This window comes from Frondihabitans sp. VKM Ac-2883, assembly GCF_015350875.1.
In the GTDB taxonomy this organism is placed as follows: domain Bacteria; phylum Actinomycetota; class Actinomycetes; order Actinomycetales; family Microbacteriaceae; genus Frondihabitans.
Genome location: NZ_JADKSF010000003.1, coordinates 160,035 through 180,623, shown reverse-complemented (window position 1 = coordinate 180,623; position 20,589 = coordinate 160,035). Strand labels below are relative to the sequence as shown.

18 protein-coding genes are annotated in these 20,589 nt (G+C 68.2%); 14 read left to right on the top strand and 4 right to left on the bottom strand.

Annotation, left to right across the window (positions count from 1 at the left end):
- The first annotated feature begins 43 nt into the window (after positions 1 to 43).
- From ITJ49_RS07055 to ITJ49_RS07015, 9 genes are all read left to right on the top strand, one after another.
- Positions 44 to 1,126 (top strand): BMP family protein, encoded by a 1,083-nt coding sequence (locus ITJ49_RS07055; protein ID WP_084816140.1) that lies wholly within the window; start codon positions 44 to 46, stop codon positions 1,124 to 1,126.
- Between the two features lie 86 nt (positions 1,127 to 1,212).
- Positions 1,213 to 2,757, top strand: a complete 1,545-nt coding sequence (locus ITJ49_RS07050; protein WP_055959483.1) for an ABC transporter ATP-binding protein — start codon at positions 1,213 to 1,215, stop codon at positions 2,755 to 2,757.
- Positions 2,754 to 4,067 (top strand): ABC transporter permease, encoded by a 1,314-nt coding sequence (locus tag ITJ49_RS07045; protein ID WP_194603290.1) that lies wholly within the window; start codon positions 2,754 to 2,756, stop codon positions 4,065 to 4,067. The genes ITJ49_RS07050 and ITJ49_RS07045 overlap by 4 nt, the downstream gene beginning before the upstream one ends.
- Positions 4,064 to 5,353: an ABC transporter permease gene (locus ITJ49_RS07040; RefSeq protein ID WP_194603287.1), complete on the top strand. Its 1,290-nt coding sequence runs from the start codon at positions 4,064 to 4,066 to the stop codon at positions 5,351 to 5,353. Before ITJ49_RS07045 ends, ITJ49_RS07040 begins: the two co-directional genes overlap by 4 nt.
- Positions 5,350 to 5,820, top strand: coding sequence for a cytidine deaminase (locus tag ITJ49_RS07035; RefSeq protein ID WP_194603284.1), 471 nt, complete (start codon positions 5,350 to 5,352; stop codon positions 5,818 to 5,820). The genes ITJ49_RS07040 and ITJ49_RS07035 overlap by 4 nt, the downstream gene beginning before the upstream one ends.
- The gene (locus ITJ49_RS07030) at positions 5,817 to 7,109 is read left to right on the top strand and encodes a thymidine phosphorylase (protein ID WP_194603280.1); all 1,293 of its coding nucleotides are present in this window, start codon (positions 5,817 to 5,819) and stop codon (positions 7,107 to 7,109) included. The genes ITJ49_RS07035 and ITJ49_RS07030 overlap by 4 nt, the downstream gene beginning before the upstream one ends.
- Positions 7,110 to 7,175: 66 nt before the next feature.
- A complete protein-coding gene (locus ITJ49_RS07025; protein WP_194603277.1) occupies positions 7,176 to 8,297 on the top strand; it encodes an adenosine deaminase in 1,122 nt (373 codons plus the stop codon).
- 1 nt (position 8,298) lies between these two features.
- A complete protein-coding gene (locus ITJ49_RS07020; RefSeq protein WP_194603274.1) occupies positions 8,299 to 8,838 on the top strand; it encodes a PTS sugar transporter subunit IIA in 540 nt (179 codons plus the stop codon).
- The gene (locus ITJ49_RS07015; protein WP_123942037.1) at positions 8,835 to 9,107 is read left to right on the top strand and encodes a PTS sugar transporter subunit IIB; all 273 of its coding nucleotides are present in this window, start codon (positions 8,835 to 8,837) and stop codon (positions 9,105 to 9,107) included. Before ITJ49_RS07020 ends, ITJ49_RS07015 begins: the two co-directional genes overlap by 4 nt.
- 318 nt (positions 9,108 to 9,425) lie before the next feature.
- Here the strand turns inward: ITJ49_RS07015 and ITJ49_RS07010 are convergent, their stop codons facing one another.
- Both ITJ49_RS07010 and ITJ49_RS07005 read right to left on the bottom strand, forming a co-directional pair.
- Positions 9,426 to 11,162, bottom strand: a complete 1,737-nt coding sequence (locus tag ITJ49_RS07010; protein ID WP_194603271.1) for a phospho-sugar mutase — start codon at positions 11,160 to 11,162, stop codon at positions 9,426 to 9,428.
- Positions 11,159 to 12,013: a purine-nucleoside phosphorylase gene (locus ITJ49_RS07005; RefSeq protein ID WP_194603268.1), complete on the bottom strand. Its 855-nt coding sequence runs from the start codon at positions 12,011 to 12,013 to the stop codon at positions 11,159 to 11,161. Before ITJ49_RS07005 ends, ITJ49_RS07010 begins: the two co-directional genes overlap by 4 nt.
- An 800-nt stretch (positions 12,014 to 12,813) precedes the next feature.
- Between ITJ49_RS07005 and ITJ49_RS07000 the strand changes: the two genes are divergently transcribed.
- Positions 12,814 to 13,065: a DUF559 domain-containing protein gene (locus ITJ49_RS07000; protein ID WP_194603265.1), complete on the top strand. Its 252-nt coding sequence runs from the start codon at positions 12,814 to 12,816 to the stop codon at positions 13,063 to 13,065.
- 188 nt (positions 13,066 to 13,253) lie between these two features.
- Here the strand turns inward: ITJ49_RS07000 and ITJ49_RS06995 are convergent, their stop codons facing one another.
- A complete protein-coding gene (locus tag ITJ49_RS06995) occupies positions 13,254 to 15,041 on the bottom strand; it encodes a biotin carboxylase N-terminal domain-containing protein (protein WP_194603262.1) in 1,788 nt (595 codons plus the stop codon).
- A 105-nt stretch (positions 15,042 to 15,146) separates the two neighbouring features.
- Positions 15,147 to 15,836: a nucleoside triphosphate pyrophosphatase gene (locus tag ITJ49_RS06990; protein ID WP_194603259.1), complete on the bottom strand. Its 690-nt coding sequence runs from the start codon at positions 15,834 to 15,836 to the stop codon at positions 15,147 to 15,149.
- A 38-nt stretch (positions 15,837 to 15,874) separates the two neighbouring features.
- Between ITJ49_RS06990 and ITJ49_RS06985 the strand changes: the two genes are divergently transcribed.
- From ITJ49_RS06985 to ITJ49_RS06970, 4 genes are all read left to right on the top strand, one after another.
- Positions 15,875 to 17,104, top strand: coding sequence for a class I SAM-dependent RNA methyltransferase (locus tag ITJ49_RS06985; protein ID WP_194603255.1), 1,230 nt, complete (start codon positions 15,875 to 15,877; stop codon positions 17,102 to 17,104).
- Between the two features lie 85 nt (positions 17,105 to 17,189).
- Positions 17,190 to 17,891 (top strand): response regulator transcription factor, encoded by a 702-nt coding sequence (locus tag ITJ49_RS06980; RefSeq protein WP_055962098.1) that lies wholly within the window; start codon positions 17,190 to 17,192, stop codon positions 17,889 to 17,891.
- Positions 17,881 to 19,164 carry a sensor histidine kinase gene (locus tag ITJ49_RS06975; protein ID WP_194603251.1) on the top strand — a complete coding sequence of 428 codons (1,284 nt, stop codon included), beginning with the start codon at positions 17,881 to 17,883 and terminating at the stop codon, positions 19,162 to 19,164. The genes ITJ49_RS06980 and ITJ49_RS06975 overlap by 11 nt, the downstream gene beginning before the upstream one ends.
- Entirely contained in the window at positions 19,161 to 20,246 is a 1,086-nt protein-coding gene (locus ITJ49_RS06970; protein ID WP_194603249.1) for a hypothetical protein, read from the top strand. Before ITJ49_RS06975 ends, ITJ49_RS06970 begins: the two co-directional genes overlap by 4 nt.
- Positions 20,247 to 20,589: the final 343 nt, after the last annotated feature.

Here is a 20,589-nt window from a genome sequence, read left to right as displayed (position 1 = left end):
GATGCTGGGCCGATTCTTGAGAATGACTGTCTGGGAGGACACTTTGACAATCTCAGCGCGGAAGGCCGTACTCACCGGCCTCGCCATCGTGGGCTCGACGGCGATCCTCGCCGGCTGCGGCTCCGCACCCGAAGCAACCGGAACTGCCAGCAGTGGCGCGAAGTCGAGCTACCTGCCGTGCATGGTCTCCGACTCGGGCGGGTTCAACGACAAGTCGTTCAACCAGCTCGGCCTCGAGGGACTCCAGGAGGCGGCGACGACGCTCGGCTCCCAGGAGAAGCACGTCGAGTCGGCCGACGAGACCGTGTTCAACTCGAACATCACCAGCCTCGTCAACTCGAAGTGCAACCTGATCATCACCGTCGGATTCCTTCTCGCCGACGCGACGAAGACGGCCGCCGCGGCGAACCCGAACGTCGACTTCGCCACCATCGACGACTCGTCGAACACGGGCAAGAACGTCCAGGCGATCACGTTCAACACCTCCGAGGCCGCGTTCCTCGGTGGCTACGCGGCTGCTGCCTACTCGAAGAGCGGCGTCGTCGGCACCATGGGCGGTCTCCAGATCCCAACCGTCACCATCTTTATGGACGGCTTCGCCGACGGTGTGAAGTACTACAACGAGCAGAAAAACAAGAACGTCAAGGTCGTCGGCTGGAACGTCGACAGCCAGAAGGGCGTCTTCACCGGTGGCTTCGAGGCCGGCACCTCCGCCAAGCAGGCCGCTCAGAACCTCCTCGACCAGGACGCCGACGTCATCATGCCCGTCGGTGGCCCGATCTACCAGAGCGCCGCACAGGCCGTGAAAGACGCTGACAACGGCACCGTCCTGATCGGTGTCGACTCCGACACCTACGAGACCGACCCCGCCAACAAGTCGCTGTTCCTCACCAGCGTGGAGAAGGGCATCAAGCCCGCCACCAACGACGTCGTCACCGCGGCCGCGGAGGGCAAGTTCTCGAACAAGGCCTACGTCGGAACCCTCGCGAACGACGGTGTCGGATTGGCGCCGTTCCACGACTACGCAGACAAGGTCCCCTCGACCCTGCAGGGCGAGCTCGACAAGATCAAGGCCGGCATCATCGACGGTTCGATCCCCGTCGAGTCGAAGGCCACCGAGAAGTAGCACCTCAGGAGGGCCCGGAGCGACTATCGTCACTTCGGGCCCTCCGCTCTGCTCCGCCCCCTGCCCCCGATCCAGGGAGAACCACCATGAAGCTCGAACTCCAGGGCATCACCAAGCGCTTCGGCGCCCTCACCGCCAACGATCACATCAGCCTCACTGTCGAGGCGGGTGAGATCCACGCTCTTCTCGGTGAGAACGGCGCCGGTAAATCCACTCTCATGAACGTCCTCTACGGCCTCTACCAGGCCGAAGAGGGCGACATTTTGCTCGACGACGTCGTCCAGCACTTCGACGGCCCCGGCGACGCCATGGCGGCCGGCATCGGCATGGTGCACCAGCACTTCATGCTCGTGCCCGTCTTCACCGTTGCCGAGAACGTCATGCTCGGCCACGAGGAGACCACCTTCGGCGGCCGCCTCGATCTGCCGGGCGCCCGCGCGAAGGTGCGCGAGATCTCACGGCGCTTCGGCTTCGACATCGACCCCGACGCCCTGGTCGAAGAACTGCCCGTCGGCGTGCAGCAGCGTGTCGAGATCATCAAGGCGCTCTCGCGCGACGCCAAGGTGCTCGTGTTCGACGAGCCCACCGCCGTGCTCACCCCGCAAGAGACCGATGAGCTGATGGTCATCATGCGGCAGCTCCGCGACGCGGGCACCGGCATCGTGTTCATCACGCACAAGCTGCGCGAGGTGCGCGAGGTCGCCGACCGCATCACCGTCATCCGCCTCGGCAAGGTCGTCGGCGAAGCCTCGCCCACCGCGTCGAACGCGGAGCTGGCCTCGCTGATGGTCGGTCGGTCGGTCGAGCTGACCGTGCAGAAGAACCCGCCGCAGATCGGCGACACAGCGCTCGTGGTCGACGACCTCCGGGTAATCGACGCGATCGGCCAGGTCGTCGTCGACGGTGTCTCGTTCGAGGTCAAGCGCGGCGAGGTGCTCGCCATCGCGGGTGTGCAGGGCAACGGGCAGACCGAGCTGACGGAAGCCCTCCTCGGTCTCCAGGAGCGCGTCGAGGGGTCGGTCACTCTCGACGGCAAGCAGATCCAGGGCCTGAGCGTGCGCAAGGTGCTCGACGCCGGTGTCGGCTTCGTGCCCGAGGACCGCACCGAAGACGGTCTCGTCGGTCAGTTCACCATCGCCGAGAACCTCATGCTCGACCGCACCTACTCCGGCCCGTTCGTCAAACGCGGCTGGCTCAAACTGGTCGACCTCGCGGCGTTCGCGACCGAGAAGGTGCGCGAGTTCGACATTCGTAGCCAGGGCATCGCGACCCCGGTCGGCCGCCTCTCCGGCGGAAACCAGCAGAAGGTCGTGCTCGCCCGCGAGCTCTCGCGCGACCTGCGCCTGTTCGTGGCGGCCCAGCCGACGCGAGGCATCGACGTCGGCTCGATCGAATTCGTGCACAAGCGCATCGTCGAGACCCGCGACTCGGGCGTGCCCGTCATCGTCGTGTCCACCGAGCTCGACGAGGTCGTCGCGCTCGCCGACCGTATCGCCGTCATGTACCGCGGCACGATCATCGGCATCGTCCCCGCCGACACCCCGCGCGACGTGCTCGGGCTCATGATGGCCGGCGAGACGCCGCCTGAGCTCGTCCCGCCCACGACCCACGAAACGGAGCCGGTCGCATGACCGAGACGACACCCACCCCGCCCGGGGAGACCGGGCTGGTCGAAGCCGCACCCGCTGCTGCCGGAACCCCGGCGCCGCACCGCGACGAGCCTGACGACCGCACCGCCAGGATCCTTCGCGACATCGTCTCGTCGAACGCGATGATCTCGGTGCTGGCCGTCGTGCTTGCCCTGGTGATCTCGGGGATCCTGATCGCCGCCACCGACCCCAACGTGCAAGAGACGGCGGGCTACCTCTTCGCCCGCCCGAGCGATTTCTTCGAGGCCGCCTGGAAGTCGATCTCGGTCGCATACGTGTCGATCTTCCAAGGGTCGATCATCGACTTCAGCGCCTACGGATTTGCGGCGGGTATCCGCCCGTTCACCGAGACGCTGAACTACGCGATGCCGCTGATCGTCGCCGGTCTCGGCGTGGCGCTCTCGTTCCGTGCCGGGCTCTTCAACATCGGCGGCCAGGGGCAGATCCTCGCCGGTGCCGCCGCGGCCGGTTGGGTCGGCTTCTCGTTCGACCTGCCGATCGGCATCCACCTGCCGCTGGCGATTCTTGCCGGTATCGCCGGGGGTGCGTTCTGGGGCTTCATCGTCGGGTTCTTGAAGGCCCGCACGGGTGCCCACGAGGTGATCCTCACGATCATGCTCAACTACATCGCGCTCTACCTGCTGTCGTTCATGCTGCGCACCCCGGGCCTCCTCCAGATTCCCGGCTCGGCCAACCCGCAGTCGCCCGCGACGCTGCCGTCGGCGATCCTGCCGAAGATCCTCGGCCCGAATTACAACCTCAACCTCGGCTTCATCCTGGTGATCGCCGCGACGATCTTCTGCTCCTGGCTGCTCAACCGCTCGAGCCTCGGGTTCCGCTTCCGCGCGGTCGGCGAGAACCCGCACGCGGCGCGCACCTCGGGCATCAACGTCAAAAACGTCTACATCTACGCGATGGTGCTTTCGGGTGCCCTCGTGGGCATCGCCGGTGCCACCCAGGTGCTGGGCACGCTGACCACCGGATTCTCGTCGGGAATCGACGCCGGCATCGGCTTCGATGCGATCACCGTCGCCCTCCTCGGTCGCTCGCGCCCCTGGGGCGTCTTCGGTGCGGGCATCCTGTTCGGTGCCCTCAAGGCCGGCGGCTACGCCATGCAGGCGGCCAACGGCGTGCCGATCGACATCGTGCTCGTCGTCCAGTCGCTGATCGTGCTGTTCGTTGCTGCGCCCCCGCTGGTGCGAACGGTCTTCAGGATCCGGCAGCCCGGCACCGGCACACCGCCCCGTGCCCGTAAGACCTCGTCCGCCAAGACCGCCGTGGTGACCAAATGAGCACTCTCGCCCCCGACACCGCCATCCCCGCCGGAGATACCCCCGGCCTGGCCGTCGCCCGTACCCGCTCGTGGAAGGCCCCGATCGCGCTCGGCATCTTCGTCGTCGTGGCGCTCCTGCTCTTCGTCGTCGGCCACCGTGACGGCGACTCGACGTTCCGCCTCTCGACGTCGACCGACTTCGTCAAGCTCCCCAACGCCGTTCTCCCGTCGTTCGGAGCGGGCATCGTCGTCACGATCGTGCTGGCCCTCATCGCCCTGATCGCAGCCTTCCGCGTCTCGCGGTACCAGCGGGTGCCGCTCTGGCTCATCGCGGTCTTTGGCGTGCTGTTCTTCGTCGCTTTCCTCGCCTGGGCCGGCGCCGGTCAGTCGATCCTCGTGCCGGGCCTCCTGGTCGGCTCGCTGGGCCTCTCGACCCCGCTGATCTTCGGCGCCCTCGGTGGCGTCGTGTCGGAGCGGGTCGGCGTCGTCAACGTCGCCATCGAGGGCCAGTTGCTCGGCGGTGCGTTTGTCTCGGCCGTCGTCGCCAGCATCACGGGTTCGCTCTGGGTCGGTCTGATCAGCGCCATGATCGCCGGTGCCCTCGTCTCGATGGTGCTCGCGGTGTTCAGCATCCGCTACCTGGTCGACCAGGTGATCGTCGGCGTCGTGCTGAACGTCTTCGTCACGGGCCTCACGAGCTTCCTCTACTCGGAGCTGCTCACGAACACGCCCGACCTCAACCAGGGTCTGCGATTCCCGAAGCTCGACATCCCGGGGCTCAGCACCATTCCGCTGATCGGGCCGCTGCTCTTCCAGCAGAACGTAATCGTCTACCTGATGTACATCGCGGTGGCGGGCGTCTTCTTCGGCCTCTTCAAGACCCGCTGGGGCCTTCGCCTCCGCGCCGTCGGCGAACACCCGCAGGCAGCCGACACCGTCGGCATCCGGGTCAACGCCACCCGATTCTGGAACGTGACTCTCGCCGGCGCCATCGCCGGCCTCGGCGGCGCGTTCTTCACGCTCGGCGACCTGGGCGAGTTCCAGAAGTCGATGACGGCGGGCGCCGGCTACATCGCCCTCGCCGCGGTTATCTTCGGCCGCTGGGATCCGATCCGAGCGACCCTCGCAGCCCTGCTCTTCGGATTCGCCAGCAACCTGCAGAACGTGCTCAGCGCGGTCGGCTCGCCCGTGCCCAGCGAGTTCATGCTGATGCTTCCGTACGTCGTCACGATCCTGGCCGTGGCCGGACTCGTGGGTCAGTCGCGCGGTCCCGCGGCTTCAGGAAAGGCGTACATCAAGTCATGACCGAGACAGATGCTGCGCAGCCGGATCCTTCGCTCCCATCCGGTTCTCCGGTCGGGGTCGACTGGAACCTCCTGCGCGAAACGGCCCGGGCCGCGATGGAGCGCGCCTACGTGCCTTACTCGAAGTTCCCGGTGGGGGCTGCCGCTCTCACCGACACCGGCCGCATCGTGTCGGGCTGCAACGTCGAGAACGCCTCGTACGGGCTTACGCTCTGCGCCGAGTGCTCGCTCGTCTCCGACCTCGTCATGGGCGGTGGCGGGCACCTCGTCGCCTTCGCCTGCGTCGACGGCAACGGGGGCGTGCTGATGCCCTGCGGTCGCTGCCGCCAGCTGCTCTACGAACACTCCGCCGAGGGAATGGTGCTCGACACCGTCTCGGGATTCAAGACAATCGACGAGGTGATCCCGGACGCGTTCGGGCCCCGTCAGCTCGAGGCCTACGAGGCCTCGCAGAAAGGCCGCTCATGACCACCTCCGTAGAACCCTTCGACGTCGTCGACCTGATCCGCACCAAGCGCTCCAAGGGAGCCCTGTCGACGCCCGAGATCCAGTGGCTGATCGACGCCTACACACGCGGCTACGTGGCCGACGAGCAGATGGCCGCCCTGATCATGGCGATCTTCCTCAACGGCATGGAGCGGACCGAGATCCGTGACATGACGCTCGCGATGATCGCCTCGGGCGAGACCATGTCGTTCCAGACGCTCGGCAAGACGACCGTCGACAAGCACTCGACCGGGGGAGTGGGCGACAAAATCACCCTGCCGCTGGCCCCGCTCGTGGCGTCGTTTGGCGTCGCCGTGCCGCAGCTCTCGGGCCGCGGGCTCGGCCACACCGGCGGAACCCTCGACAAGCTCGAGTCGATTCCCGGCTGGCAGGCCGACGTCTCGAACGAGCGCATGTTCGAGATCCTGAAAGATGTCGGCGCCGTGATCTGTGCCGCAGGATCCGGCCTGGCCCCTGCCGACAAAAAGCTGTACGCCCTCCGTGACATCACCGGCACGGTTGAGGCCATCCCGCTCATCGCCTCCTCGATCATGTCGAAGAAGATCGCCGAGGGCACCTCCGCCCTGGTGCTCGACGTAAAGTTCGGCTCGGGTGCGTTCATCCAAGACATCGACCAGTCGCGCCTCCTCGCCCGCACGATGGTCGACCTCGGCACCGATGCCGGAGTCACGACGTCGGCCCTGCTGACCGACATGAGCATCCCCCTCGGACTGACCATCGGCAACGCCCTCGAGGTGCGCGAGTCGGTCGAGACGCTCGCCGGAGGCGGTCCCGCCGATATCCGCGAGCTCACCGTCGCCCTCGCGCGCGAGATGCTGACTGCTGCCGGCCAGCCCGACGCCGATGTCGAGGCCGCCCTCGACGACGGTCGCGCCATGGACAGCTGGCGCCGCATGATCGAGGCCCAGGGCGGCGACCCCGACGCGGCTCTGCCGGTCGCCCGAGAGACCCACGTCGTCACGGCGCCGCGCTCGGGCTACCTCGACAAGCAGGAGGCGCTGCCCTTCGGCATTGCGGCCTGGCGCCTCGGAGCCGGCCGTGCTCGCAAGCAGGATCCGGTGATGGCGACGGCCGGCATCGAACTGCACGCGAAGCCGGGTGACCGCGTGGAGGAGGGGCAGCCGCTCTTCACCCTGCACACCGACGAGGCATCGCGGTTTGAGCGCGCCCTGGCGTCGGTCGAGGGAGCGTGGGGCATCGGATCCTCGGCCCCCGCCGCTCGTTCTCTCGTCGTGGAGCGAATCTCCTAGATTCGTCTACCTCGCTTGTGGTCGCCGTTCAGAGTGTCGTCTCCGAGCACTAGTACGGTGGTGCGTATGAGCGCACCGGACCAGGAATACCGTCTGCCCAACGGAGGGCCGAGCATCGCCGCCCTCCCCAAGGTCAGCCTGCACGACCACCTCGATGGCGGGCTTCGGCCTGCGACCATCGTCGAGCTCGCCTCTCAGGCCGGCATCGCCCTGCCGGTCGACGATGCCGCCGGTCTCGAATCGTGGTTCCAGACGCAGTCCGACTCGGGTTCGCTCGTCGAATACCTGAAGACCTTCGACGTCACTCTCGCCGTGATGCAGACGGCCGCCAACCTCCGACGGATCGCGCACGAGTTCGTGCTCGACTTGGCCGCCGACGGCGTCATCCACGGTGAGATCCGCTGGGCGCCCGAGCAGCACCTGCGCGAGGGCCTCACCCTCGACGAGACGGTCGAAGCGGTCCAGGCCGGTATCGACGACGCGATCACCGACCTCGCCGAGCGCGGTCACGAAATCACCATCGGCCAGCTGGTCACCGCGATGCGCCACGCCGACCGGTCGCTCGAGATCGCCGAGCTGGCCCTCCGCCACCGAGAGAACGGCGTGATCGGCTTCGACATCGCCGGTGCCGAGCTCGGCTTCCCGCCGTCGGCCCACCAGGCCGCGTTCGACCTCCTGGCGCGCGAGTTCTTCCCCGTCACGGTCCACGCCGGCGAGGCCGACGGGCTCGACAGCATCAAGAGCGCCCTCTTCGACGGTCGCACCCTCCGCCTCGGTCACGGAGTGCGCCTCGCCGAAGACATCAGCGTGCTCGGCCGCGAGAGTGACCACACGACCGTCGGCCTCGGCCCGATCGCCGCCTGGGTGCGCGACCGCGAGATCGCCCTCGAGCTGTCGCCGTCGTCGAACCTCCAGACCGGAGCCATCGCGCAGTGGGGCACCGAGCTGTACGACCACCCGTTCGACCTGCTCTACCAGCTGGGCTTCCGGGTCACCGTCAACGTCGACAACCGCCTGATGAGCGCCACGAGCCTCAGCCGCGAGCTGTCGTTGCTGTCGCAAGCCTTCGACTACGACCTCAGCGACCTCCAGGCGTTCCAGCTCAACGCGGCCGCAGCGTCGTTCCTCTCACTCGAAGATCGCGACGACCTGGCCGACCGCATCGTCGCCGGGTTCGAGCAGGCCTGAGATGGCGCTGCCCCCGCTTCCCGACGAGGCCATCGTGCTCGGGTCGCTCGCGCCCGACTGGCGTTCCGCCGTCGCGGTCGTCGGGGCCGCCCTCACGGCGTCCGGGGCCGCACGTCCGGGCTACACCGATGAGATGATCCGCATGATCGACGAGCACGGCCCCTACGTCGTGATCGCCCCCGGCCTCGCCCTCGCGCACGCCCGCCCCGACGACCAGGTGATCAGCGACGGCCTCGCCGTCGTCACCCTGGCCTCGCCGGTCTCGTTCGGGCACCCGCACAACGACCCGGTGCGCGTCATCGTCGGCCTCGCGGTCGAATCGGTCGGCGGCCACCTCGACCTCATCGCCGACATCGCCAACGTCTTCAACGACCAGAGCCGGATCGGCGCCCTCGCCGACGCGACGAGGGCCGACGACGTGCGGGCGATTATGGGTGTTGGGTCTGGTTCGTCTTCGGGTGGTTCTGGGTCTGGCTCGGGTTCTGGTTCGTCTGCGGGTGGTTCTGCTGCGGGTTCGTTGTCGTCTGAGGGTGGCTCGTGAAGATCGTCACGATCTGCGGTGTCGGCATCGGGTCCAGCGGAATCCTGAAGGTCAACGCCGAGCGCGTGCTCGCCAAGCTCGACATCGAGGCCGACGTCGTCGCGGCCGACCTGGCCAGCGTCCGGTCTGTCGCCGACGACGCGCAGGTGATCCTGACATCGGCTGAGTTCGTCGACGCGATCGGGCCGACCTTCGCCGATGTGATCGTGATCGTCAACCACTTCGACCTCGCCGAGCTCACCGAGAAGCTGGAGCGCGCCCTGGGCTGAGCCCGGCCTTCTGCTGTGCGCCGCGGGGTGCCCCGCTGCGGGGTGCGGTGCCGCGGGGTTTAGTGCTGCTCTGCGGGGTGCGGCGCCGCGGGGTGCCGTGCCTCGGCGTCTCGCCCGGTGAGGTGACGCGAATCGGCCAACGTGCCAGCGCCGCGGCGCGCGAGGTTGGCCGATTCACGTCAGGTCGCAGGGTCGCGTGGCAAAGCGACGCGGTTCGGCCAAAGCGACGTGGCGCGCCGCGTCAGTATGGCCGAACCCCGTCGGGTCGCTGATCCAGGCGACCGACGGGTGCTCAGCTAACCGCGCCCGCGCCCGCGATCAGCGCAGCAGCTCGCGCACCCCCGCGTCGAGGGCAGCGACCACGGAGTCGGCCGCGGCGCGACGCTCGGCCGCATCACCCGTCGTGCTCCACGCGTCGATGTAGACCTTGAGCTTGGGTTCGGTGCCGCTCGGACGCACGATGACTCGCGACCCGTCGTGTGATTCGTCGCCGGCCAGCCAGAAGCGGAGGATGTCGCCGGGCGGGAACTGCTCGAAACCGTGGGCGAAGTCGTCGAGCCGGTCGACCGGATACCCGCCGATCGTCGTCGGGGGCGTGGCTCGGAGCGCAGAGGTGATGCGGGGGATCTCGGCGAGGTCGCTGACGCGCAACGACACCTGGGACGACGCGAATGCGCCGAAGGTGGCGTCGAAGGCGCGGAGATGCTCCGCGAGGCTCGACCCGGAGGCGTGCAGCTCGGTCGCGAGGGCGAGGATGTCGAGCGCCGCCGAAATGCCGTCTTTGTCGCGGACCTTCGCCGGATCGACGAGGTAGCCGAGGGCCTCTTCGTAACCGTAGATGAGCCCGTCGACGCGCGAGACCCATTTGAAGCCCGTCAGGGTATCGACTGACTCGAGGCCGTATGCGGCGGCTACTGTACGAAGAGCGGGGGAGGAGACGATCGACGCGGCCAGCGCACCGGACGAATCACCTGCTGACTTGGCGCGTTCGGCCGCACGCCACCCCAGGATCGCTCCGACCTCGTTGCCGGTGAGACGACGCCAGCCGTCGCCGGACGGGTCAGGGATGGCGACGGCAAGCCGGTCGGCGTCGGGGTCGTTGGCGAGGATCAGGTCGGCCCCGACACGATCGGCGATGGCGTACGAGAGGTCGAGGGCACCGGGCTCTTCGGGGTTCGGGAAGGCGACCGTGGGGAAGGCCGCATCGGGTGCAACCTGCTCAGCGACGGGAATGGGCTCGGGGAAGCCCGCGGTGGCGATCGTGCGGCGAGCCACCTCCCACCCCACGCCGTGCATGGCGGTGTAGACGACTCGAGGCGCCGCAGCAGCCACGGTAAGCGAAGCCGAGCGCCCGGCGACGGCTGCGGTGAGCCTGACGTAGTCGGCGACGATGTCGTCGCCCGCGATTGCGTAGTCGTCAGAACGAGGCAGGTCGAGCACGGAGCCGGTGGCCGCCCGCTCGATCGCGGAGGCGATCTCGGCGTCGACTGGGCTGACGATCTGCGAGCCCTGATCGGCTCCGCCGAGGTAGACCTTGTAGCCGTTGTCGCGCGGCGGGTTGTGGCTGGCGGTGACCATCACGCCGGCCGAGACGTCGAGGTGGCGAACGGCGAAGGCCAGCACGGGGGTGGGGAGTGCCCGCGGGAGGAGGATCGCGCGCACGCCGGCGGCGGTCATGATCTCGGCGGTGTCGCGGGCGAAGACGTCGCTGTTGGTGCGGCCGTCGTAGCCGATCACGATGCTGGGGGAGGCAGAAGCGGGATCCGACGCTGCCCGGTCGACGAGGAAGGCCGCAAACCCGGCGGCGGCCTGAGCGACGAGCACGCGGTTCATCCGCTTGGAGCCGGCTCCGAGTTCGCCTCGCAGGCCTGCCGTGCCGAACTCGAGCCGACCATCGAATCTGTCGGCCAGGTCGGCGTGGGCTTCCGCAGCCACTTCGGCGTTGTCGCCGTCGAATCGAGCGAGCAACTCAGACAGCTCGGCGCGCGTCTCGGCGTCGGGGTCTTGTGCCAACCAGGCTGCTGCGGTGGCGCGAAGAGTATTCGCGTCGCTCACAGGGCCGCCACCACCCGCGCAAGCAGCTGGCTGATCGCACCCTCGGCGTCTTTGCCGGCCTGAAGCACCTCTTCATGGGCGAGCGGCGTCTTCTGGATGCCGGCCGCGAGGTTGGTGATCAGCGAGAATCCGAGGATCTCCATGCCGGCCTGACGTGCCGCGATGGCCTCGAGGCTCGTGGACATGCCGACGATGTGGCCGCCAATTGCCTTGGCCATCTGCACCTCGGCCGGCGTCTCGTAGTGCGGGCCTCGGAACTGCGTGTAGACGCCTTCGTCGAGGCTGGGGTCGACGGAGCGTGCCACGTCTCGGAGTCGCTTCGAATAGAGGTCGGTGAGGTCAATGAACGTGGCGCCCTCAAGCGGCGAGTCGGCCGTGAGGTTGATGTGGTCGCTGATGAGCACGGGCTGCCCGGGCTTCCAGGTCTCGCGGATGCCCCCGGCCCCATTGGTCAGAACCATGATCTTCGCGCCTGTCGCGGCGGCGGTGCGCACGCTGTGGACGACGCGTCGCACGCCGTGGCCTTCGTAGTAGTGCGTGCGCGCACCGATGATCAGCGCGTGACGGCCGTCGGCCAAGCGGATGCTGCGCAGCGACCCGGAGTGGCCGACGACGGCCGAGGCACCGAATCCGGTGATCTCGGTCGCGGGAATTTCGGCCACGGTCTCGCCGATCAGCTCGGCGGCGCGACCCCAGCCGCTCCCGAGCGTGAGTGCGATGTCGTGACTCGCCACGCCCGTGGCCTCCGCGATCTCGGCGGCGGCCGTGGCTGCGACCTCGAACGGGTCGGTCGACGGATCGTCGAGGGGGTTCGCGGGGATGCCGAGTGAGGGGCTGGAGGTCGAAGACATGCGAACAACTCTAGGGGCGACGGAGGGCGGTCGGGGGCACTCTCCACAGGGTGGCGCGAGAGCGCAGGATCCGGGCGGCCTCTGCCGGATCCTGCGTCTTCGTCTCCACAGGCAAGGATCCGGCCCCACCTCTGCACAGATGGCCGTCGCCCGCGCCCCGGCCGCTGCCGACCCGCCACCCTCGTGGGATGGACACGCTAGAGAATTCCCTCCGCCGGGTCGGCGGTGTGAGCCAGGGGCGCACTCTGCTCGCCGAGGGGGTGACCGCGAGGCAGCTTCGAGTCGCTGTGAAAGAGGGGCGAGTGCTCCGTGCTCGACGCGGTGTGTACGCCTTATCCGGCATACATCCTGATCGTCTCATCGCGGCTCGGCTAGGGGCGCGTCTCGGCGGGCTTAGTGCGGCATCGAGTTTCGGCCTCTGGGACGGCTGGGATTCGCGGCTGCATCTTGTCGTGCCTCCGAATGCAGGCGGTGTTCCGCAACCAGAGAAGGGGAAAAATCACAGACGGATAGATGGGCGGGAGGTTGTTATCCACTGGAGCGACGACCGTCGAGGGAGCTCTCTGTGGCGGGTCTCCGTGGGGCGGTGCTTGGCGCAGATCCTTCGATGGCACGACATCGAAACTGCGGTGGCTAGCATCGAAAGCGCCTTGACGGCGAAGATGCTGACTGTGGATCACCTGCCTCGGCTGGCTGCCGGGCTCACACCGCCTGTCGCGAGGATGGTTCTCGGCCTGAGGCCGGGTGCCCAATCAGGGCTCGAGACGATCGTCAGACTGCGTTCGGAGTCCCTGGGCTTCGTGGTGGAAGCACAGGCCTCGGTGACGCGTGTCGGCCACGTCGACCTTCGCATCGTCGGAACCCGCGTGGTCATCGAACTCGACGGGTACGCCTATCACTCCGGCCACGCCGAGTTCACCGAAGACCGTCGTCGAGACGCCGAAGCGGCCTCGCAGGGGCTAGTCGTGCTCCGCTTCACAGCCGACCACATTCGTCACCGCTGGGCGTGGGCCGAGCGCGTGGTAGTCGACACCGTGGCTAGCGTCGGTTGAGAAGGATTTTGGAGGGGGCGGTCCTTTGCAAAGGAACGAATGCGGGCCTCGTTCCCGCCCGAACTGTCGCTGCTAACCGTATTTCCTTTGCAGAGGAACGGGCATCCTTTCGAAAGGAGCCAAGCAGGCAGCGAGCCAAGCAGGCAGCGAGCCAAGCAGGCAGCGAGCCCAGCAGGCAGCGAGCCCAGCTAGTCGCCGATCGACAGCAGCACGTGCCCCGCCGACACGGTGGTGCCGACAGCCGCATCGATGCCCGAGATGACGCCATCGCGGTGGGCCGCGACGGGCTGCTCCATCTTCATGGCCTCGAGCACGAGCACGAGGTCGCCCTTGACGACGGACTGGCCTTCGGTGACAGCGAGCTTCACGACGGTGGCCTGCATCGGAGCCACGACGGCGTTGCCGGTGGCAGCCGAGCCGGCGCCGCGGCCGGCACTGCGACCCGAGCGCGATCCACGCGGGGCCGGAGCGGAGGCACCGGTGCTGCCGGCACCGGAGCGCGAGCCGAGAGTCGCCGGGAGCGTCACCTCGATGCGCTTGCCACCGACCTCGACCACGACGGTGGAGCGGGCCGGGGCGACGGAGGGCGCGGAGGCCTCACCCGACCACGGCTCGATCGTGTTGTCGAATTCGGTTTCGATCCAGCGGGTGTAGATCGAGAACGGGGTGCCGGGCTCGGGCGCGAACGCGGGGTCGTCCACGATCACGCGGTGGAACGGAAGCACGGTGGGGAGACCGGCGACCTCGAACTCTGCGAGTGCGCGGCGCGAGCGCTCGAGAGCGTCTTCGCGCGACGAACCCGTGACGATGAGTTTGGCGAGCAGCGAGTCGAACGATCCGGAGATCTCGTCGCCCGCCTGCACGCCGGAGTCGACGCGAACGCCGGGGCCGCTGGGTGCCTTGAAGACGTGCACCGGGCCGGGTGCGGGCATGAAGCCGCGACCGGCGTCTTCGCCGTTGATGCGGAATTCGAAGGAGTGGCCGCGCGGCTCGGGGTCGGCGTAGTCGAGCGTGCCGCCCTCGGCGAGACGGAACTGCTCGCGCACCAGGTCGATGCCGGTGACCTCCTCCGAGACGGGGTGCTCGACCTGAAGGCGCGTGTTCACCTCAAGGAACGAGACGGTGCCGTCTTGGCCGATCAAGAACTCGCAGGTACCGGCGCCGACGTAGCCGACCTCGCGCAGGATCGCCTTCGAGGCGGTGTAGAGCGCGGTGAGCTGGTCAGGGGAGAGGAACGGTGCGGGTGCCTCTTCGACGAGCTTCTGGTGACGACGCTGGAGCGAGCAGTCGCGGGTCGAGACGACGACGACGTTGCCCTCGGCATCGGCGAGGCACTGGGTTTCGACGTGGCGGGGCTTGTCGAGGTACTTCTCGACGAAGCACTCGCCGCGACCGAAGGCGGCGACGGCCTCGCGCACGGCCGAGTCGTACAGCTCGGGGATCTCTTCGCGGGTGCGAGCGACCTTGAGGCCGCGACCGCCGCCGCCGAAGGCCGCCTTGATCGCGACGGGAAGGCCGTGGGTGTCGACGAAGTCGAGCACCTCGTCGGAGCCGGTGACGGGGTTGAGTGTGCCGGGGGCGAGCGGCGCGCCGACCTTCTCGGCGATGTGACGCGCCGAGACCTTGTCGCCGAGTTTCTCGATCGCGTCGGGCGACGGGCCGATCCACACGAGGCCGGCGTCGGTGACAGCTCGGGCGAAGTCGGCGTTCTCGGCCAGGAACCCATAGCCCGGGTGGACGGCGTCGGCCCCCGAGCGGCGGGCGATCGACAGGATCTTGTCGATGACCAGGTACGTGTCGGCACTCGTGGTGCCGTCGAGCGAGTAGGCCTCGTCGGCGAGGCGGGCGTGGAGGGCGTCTCGGTCTTGGTCGGCGTAGACCGCGACGGACGCGATGGAGCTGTCTCGCGCGGCGCGGATGACCCGGACTGCGATCTCTCCACGGTTGGCAATGAGCACCTTGGTAATTCGCGGCATAAATCCCAAGCCTACGGCCCCGGGAGGTCGCTCCTTTGGTCGCCCCGCACAAAAAGCTCGATTGCGAACGGGCCGGATCCTACAATTTTGCGACGACCGGAGACCTCAGGATCCGGCGGCGGCGCCGCTCAGGCCACCCTGAACGGCGTTCCACAGCTCGGGCCACTCGATGCCGAAGTGGTCGCGGAGGAGCTTTCGCAGCACCGGGATCGACAGGCCGACGACCGCGCTCGGCGTGCCCTCGATGTCGGTGATGAACGCCGAGGCCAGGCCGTCGATCGTGAATGCGCCGGCGACCTCGAGCGGCTCTCCGGACGCGATGTAGTGAGCGATCTCGGAGTCGGAGAGGTCGTCGGCGAAGGTGAGGTGGGCTGCGGCGGCGGCGGAGTGGCCGGCGTGCGGGCGCCCGCCGCGGTGGTCGATGAGGTGATGCCCGGAGTGGAGAGTGCCCCGGCCGACGCGGGCCATCTGGCGCCAGCGATCGGTTGCGACGAGGGGGTCGTGCGGCTTGCCGTAGACGGCGCCCTCGATCTCGAACGCCGAGTCGCCGCCGAGGATGAATCCGTCGATATCGGCGCCGTCGACCTGCGCCCCGATCACCGCCTCCGCTTTCGCGCGGGCCAGGAGCGTGACGGTCTCGACGGCGGTCAGCGGCCGGCCGAGGGTGGCCTCCTCGTGCGCCACCGCCTCGTCTTCGTCGACGCCGGGCGAGATGAGGAGGGGTTCGATTCCGGCAGCCCGCAGCAGGGCGAGGCGGGCGGGCGAGGTGCTGGCGAGATAGAGGCGCACGGGCATGCGTCAAGAGTGTCAGACCCATACGTCAGACTTGCTCCATGGGTGAAATGCTTGGAAAAGACGTCGAGCTCGACGTGACCGGAATCGCACACGGCGGAATCTCCGTCGCGCGCCTCGACGGTCGGGTCGTCTTCGTGACCGATGCGATCCCGGGCGAGCGGGTGCGTGCGCGCATCACCGAAGACCGCAAGAAGTCGTTCTGGCGAGCCGACACCGTCGAGGTGCTCGACGCGTCGCCGCACCGCCAGGAGCACGTTTGGGGCGCCGCCTCGGTCGATCGCGACCCGTCGCAGCGTGCAGGCGGGGCCGAGTTCGGGCACATCGCCCTCGCCCACCAGCGCGAACTCAAGCGACAGGTGCTGACCGACGCTCTCTCGCGCATGGCGGGCATCGACTCCGACGTCGTCGTCGAGGGCGTTCCGGGCGACGATGAGGTCGGTGGAACGCGCTGGCGCACCCGCGTGCGGCTCCACGTCGACGAGTCCGGCCGCCCCGGGCCGTACGCGCAGCGCTCCCACACCGTCATCGCCGTCGACGACCTGCCGCTCGCCACCGCGGCCGTCGAAGAGGCCGCGCCCCTCGAGCAGCGCTTTGTGGGAGAGGAGCACGTCGATGTGCTCTCGCCGAGCGAGGGCGGGGCCCGTCTGATCATCGGAAAGCAGGCGCGCACCACCGTGGTGGAGCGCGTCGGCGAGCGCGAGTTCCGGCTCGACGACGGCGGGTTCTGGCAGGTGCACCACGGGGCCGCCCAGACCCTTACCGCGGCGGTACAAGATCTGATCGACCCGGCCCTGATGGATCCTCGGGCGATGAACCTCGACCTCTACGGCGGGGTCGGCCTTCTCGCCGCGGCCGTCGGCGATCGATTCGGCCAGGCTCTTCGCATCACCAGCGTCGAGAGCGACTCGCGAGCCACCGACCATGCGGCAGAAAATCTGCATGAGTGGATCGGTGCATCGGCCGTCACCGGTCGGGTGGAGCGCTGGATCCGGGAGCTCACCTCGACCGCGAACCAGGGCGACCGCGAGCGGTTGCGTCAGGCGACCGTCGTGCTCGACCCGCCCCGATCGGGGGCTGGGAAGGACGTCGTGGGCCGGATAACCTCAGCGAGTCCCGCTCAGGTCGTCTACGTCGCCTGTGACCCCGTCGCCCTGGCGCGAGACATCGCCCTCTTCCAGGAGGGCGGTTACCACCTCGACGGCATTCGTGCCTTCGACCTGTTCCCCCACACGCACCACCTTGAAACCGTGGTGCGCCTGACCCGGTGAGTGACACCCAGCCCGATAGAATCCGAGTGTGACGCTCGGTATCAGGGACCGAGCGCCCATCGAACGAAGGATTCTCGTGCCCGAAATCTTGCCCGAACCGACTGCATCCGGTACTCCGAAAACCACGGCCCCGGTGCGCGTCGCCATCGTCGACGACCACGAGTCGGTCCGGCTGGGTATCCAGGCGGCCTGCCAGAACGAGGGCTTCGACGTCATCCTCACCGCCGCGGGCGTGCAGGAATTCGTCGACAACCTCGCGGGCCGCGAGGTCGACGTCGTGGTGCTCGACCTCTCGCTCGGCGACGGCTCGACCGTGACCGAGAACGTCAAGCGCGTGCAGGCCACCGGCTCCGCCGTCCTCGTGCACAGCATCGCCGACCGTGTAGCGTCCGTCCGTGAGGCGCTGGCCGCCGGGGCGGCCGGCGTCATTCCGAAGTCGTCCGCGACGAAGACCGTGATGGCCGCGGTCGCGACCGTTGCTCGCGGTGACGTGTTGAACAACCTCGAGTGGGCCAGCGCAATCGACGCCGACCGCGACTTCGCCAAGGCGCAGCTCGGGCGACGCGAACGCGAGATCCTTCACCTGTACGCGTCGGGTCTGCCGCTCAAGCTCGCCGCTCAGCAGCTCGGCATCGGCTACTCGACCGCCCGTGAATACCTCGACCGGATCCGTGTGAAGTACGTCGAGGTCGGGCGCCCCGCGCCGACCAAGGTCGACCTGCTTCGCCGCGCGGTCGAGGACGGCATTCTGCCAGGCCTCGATGCGGATGGCGGAGATGGCCGCTGACGGAGCCTCCTCCGCACCGACCTTCCGGCCGAGGTCAACTCGCAACCCGATCAGCGGTCCGCTGCTCGACAAAATCTTCGCGCGCCTCCTCGCCGCTCTCGGCCTCGTTTACGGGGCCCTCGCAATTCCCTATCTGCTCGATCAGCAGTCGAGTATGCAGCCCGCCTGGGCATGGATCATCTCGATCGCCCTCCTCGGTGGAATCGTCGCCGTCGGAGTCACGAGCGTCTCGATGCGGGGCCTCGAGACAGCCGCCGCGTTCCTGGCCATCTCGTTTCTGGTCGCGCTGCTTACCTGGCCGCTGGCGGTTGACGATCCGGCTCGGGTGCTCGACGAATCGCCGTGGCTCTACTACCTCATCACGGTCGCGACGGCGGCTGCCGCCATCGCGTTCACCCCCTGGGTGGCGACGGTCTATCTGCTGCTCACACCGCTCGTCTATGGGCTGGTCGAGCTCACGCCGTCGGGCGGGGGCCTCACGCCGTTCTGGGCGGCCATCGATTCGATCTACTCGATCATTCTCGGCGGCGCCGTGCTCATTCTCATCACGCTTCTGCGGCAGGCCTCCGTCGCGGTCGACCGAGCGCAGAACATGGCCGTCAGCCGCTATTCGGGGGCCATTCGCGAGCACGCGATCGAGCTCGAGCGCGTCCAGGTCGACGCGATTGTGCACGACAGCGTGCTCACGACATTCATCTCGGCGGCACGGTCATTCTCGCCCGATGAGAAGGCCCTGGCCACGACGATGGCTCGCAACGCCATGTCGCACCTCACGACGGCCGCGAGCGTGACACCCTTCGATGAGTCGTCGACGAGCCTCACCTCGATGCGGGAGCGCCTCGAAGTGCTCGTCTCGAACCTCGGGGCCGAGGTCGAGGTCCGGTCGAAGGCGCTCGACGACCACGCCATTCCGGCGGCGGCCGCCGAGGCCATGTACTCGGCGGCGGTCCAGGCGGTGGTCAACAGCGTGCAGCACGCGGGCACGGTCGGCGTCTCTCGGTGGGTCTCCCTGCTCTGGACGGCCGAGCGCGTCTGCGTCGAGGTCGGCGACACCGGGTCCGGCTTCAACCCCGCCGCTGTTCCCGGTGAGCGCCTCGGGGTGCGCGTCTCGATCACCGAGCGGCTGGCGAACGCCGGCGGGTCGGCCGTCATTCAGACCGCCGCGGGCGAGGGAACGATCATCCGCCTCTCCTGGCCCCGCTCCGACGATTCCGAGCAGTCGGCCGCTTCGCCCTCCGCACCCGCACCACTCAGCCCCGAGGAGCCCTCGTGAACGTCAAACTGCCCCGCTGGCTCCCCATCGGCCTCGCTGCCGTCTTCTCCGTCTATCACCTCCTTCTGGCGACGGTCTCGCTCGGTATTCCGAGAAACGCCGCGCCCGTCATCGTCTGCATGGCCCTCTACGCCGTCGCCACGGCGCTTGCGCTCATTCCGGTCAAGAAGCAGGGGCTCACGATGCCCGTGTGGATGGCCAGCGTCTGCCTCGCCGTCGCGGTGATCGTGCCCCTGGTCGTCGCTTCGCAACTCGATCCGAACCACCCGGGTGGCACCGGCTACGCCACCTGGTACGTGGCTGCAGTGGGCACGCTCATGGTTATCGTCTCCACCCGGCGCCGGCACGGTTTCGCATGGGCGGGAGTCGCTTTCCTCGCGGTTCACACTGTCGTGTGGAGCGGCAACCTCTCCGATCTCGCCGCATTCGGCGTCGTCGGCAGTGTCAGCTGGGTGGGCATCTCGCACGCGCTGCAGGCCACCCTCGCTCGTGCGGGTCGCGACACCCGCGAGTTCATCCGCGCCGAGCAGGAGGCCGCCGACTGGCAGGCCGCTCAAGAGGCGCACGTCAACGAGCGACAGTTCCGCCTCCTGCAGACCGGCCGGACCGCCAGGCCCATGCTCCAGCGCATCGTGGCCACCGGCGGCGACCTGACGCCCGAGGAGCGCCAGGAGTGCCTGAACCTCGAGGGCGCAATTCGCGACGAGATCCGCGGGCGCAGGCTCCTCTCCGACGATGTCCGCCACGAGGTCATGGCGGCCCGGCGCCGAGGCACGATCGTCAGCCTGCTCGACGAGGGCGGCATCGACGACGTCGAAGACGGCGAGCTGGCGCGCGTCCATGCGGAGCTCGCGTCAGCGATTCGAGACGCGGCGGCCGACCGCCTGATCATCCGCACCGTGGCTCCAGGGAGTGAGTACGCGGTCACGGTGGTCGGGCTGAGCTCCGAAGACCTCGAATCGAGCGCTCTCGGCTCCTCGAACGCCGGCGATGACGACGACGACGATGACGACGAAGACGAAGTGAGCCTGTGGCTGCAGATCCGCCGGTCGTCGGTCGAGGTGGAGCGCGCCGACGCGTAGAAGGCTGACGCGGCGGGAGCGGCCGAGGCTGCAGCGGAAAAGCAGAAGGGCCGGATACCCAGTCCGGCCCTTCCTGTATTCCCGAATTCAGAGCGACAACCCGAATGGCGCCCTGACTCGCCCCCGAACGAAGATCGGCCCGCTTACCCTAGTGAGCCGATGTCCGGTGGTGTCTCTCAAAGGAGACACCTTGGCACTAGTAATACTGCGCCCTGCGTCTCCTGAGCAAAAGTCGTCATTTAGGGGGACAGCAGGCGGGCCCTCGACGGGATAAACACACCGACATGCCCCCCATTCGGGGGAAGTTGTGACGTCTCACACCCGATACACGAGCATTTCGGGG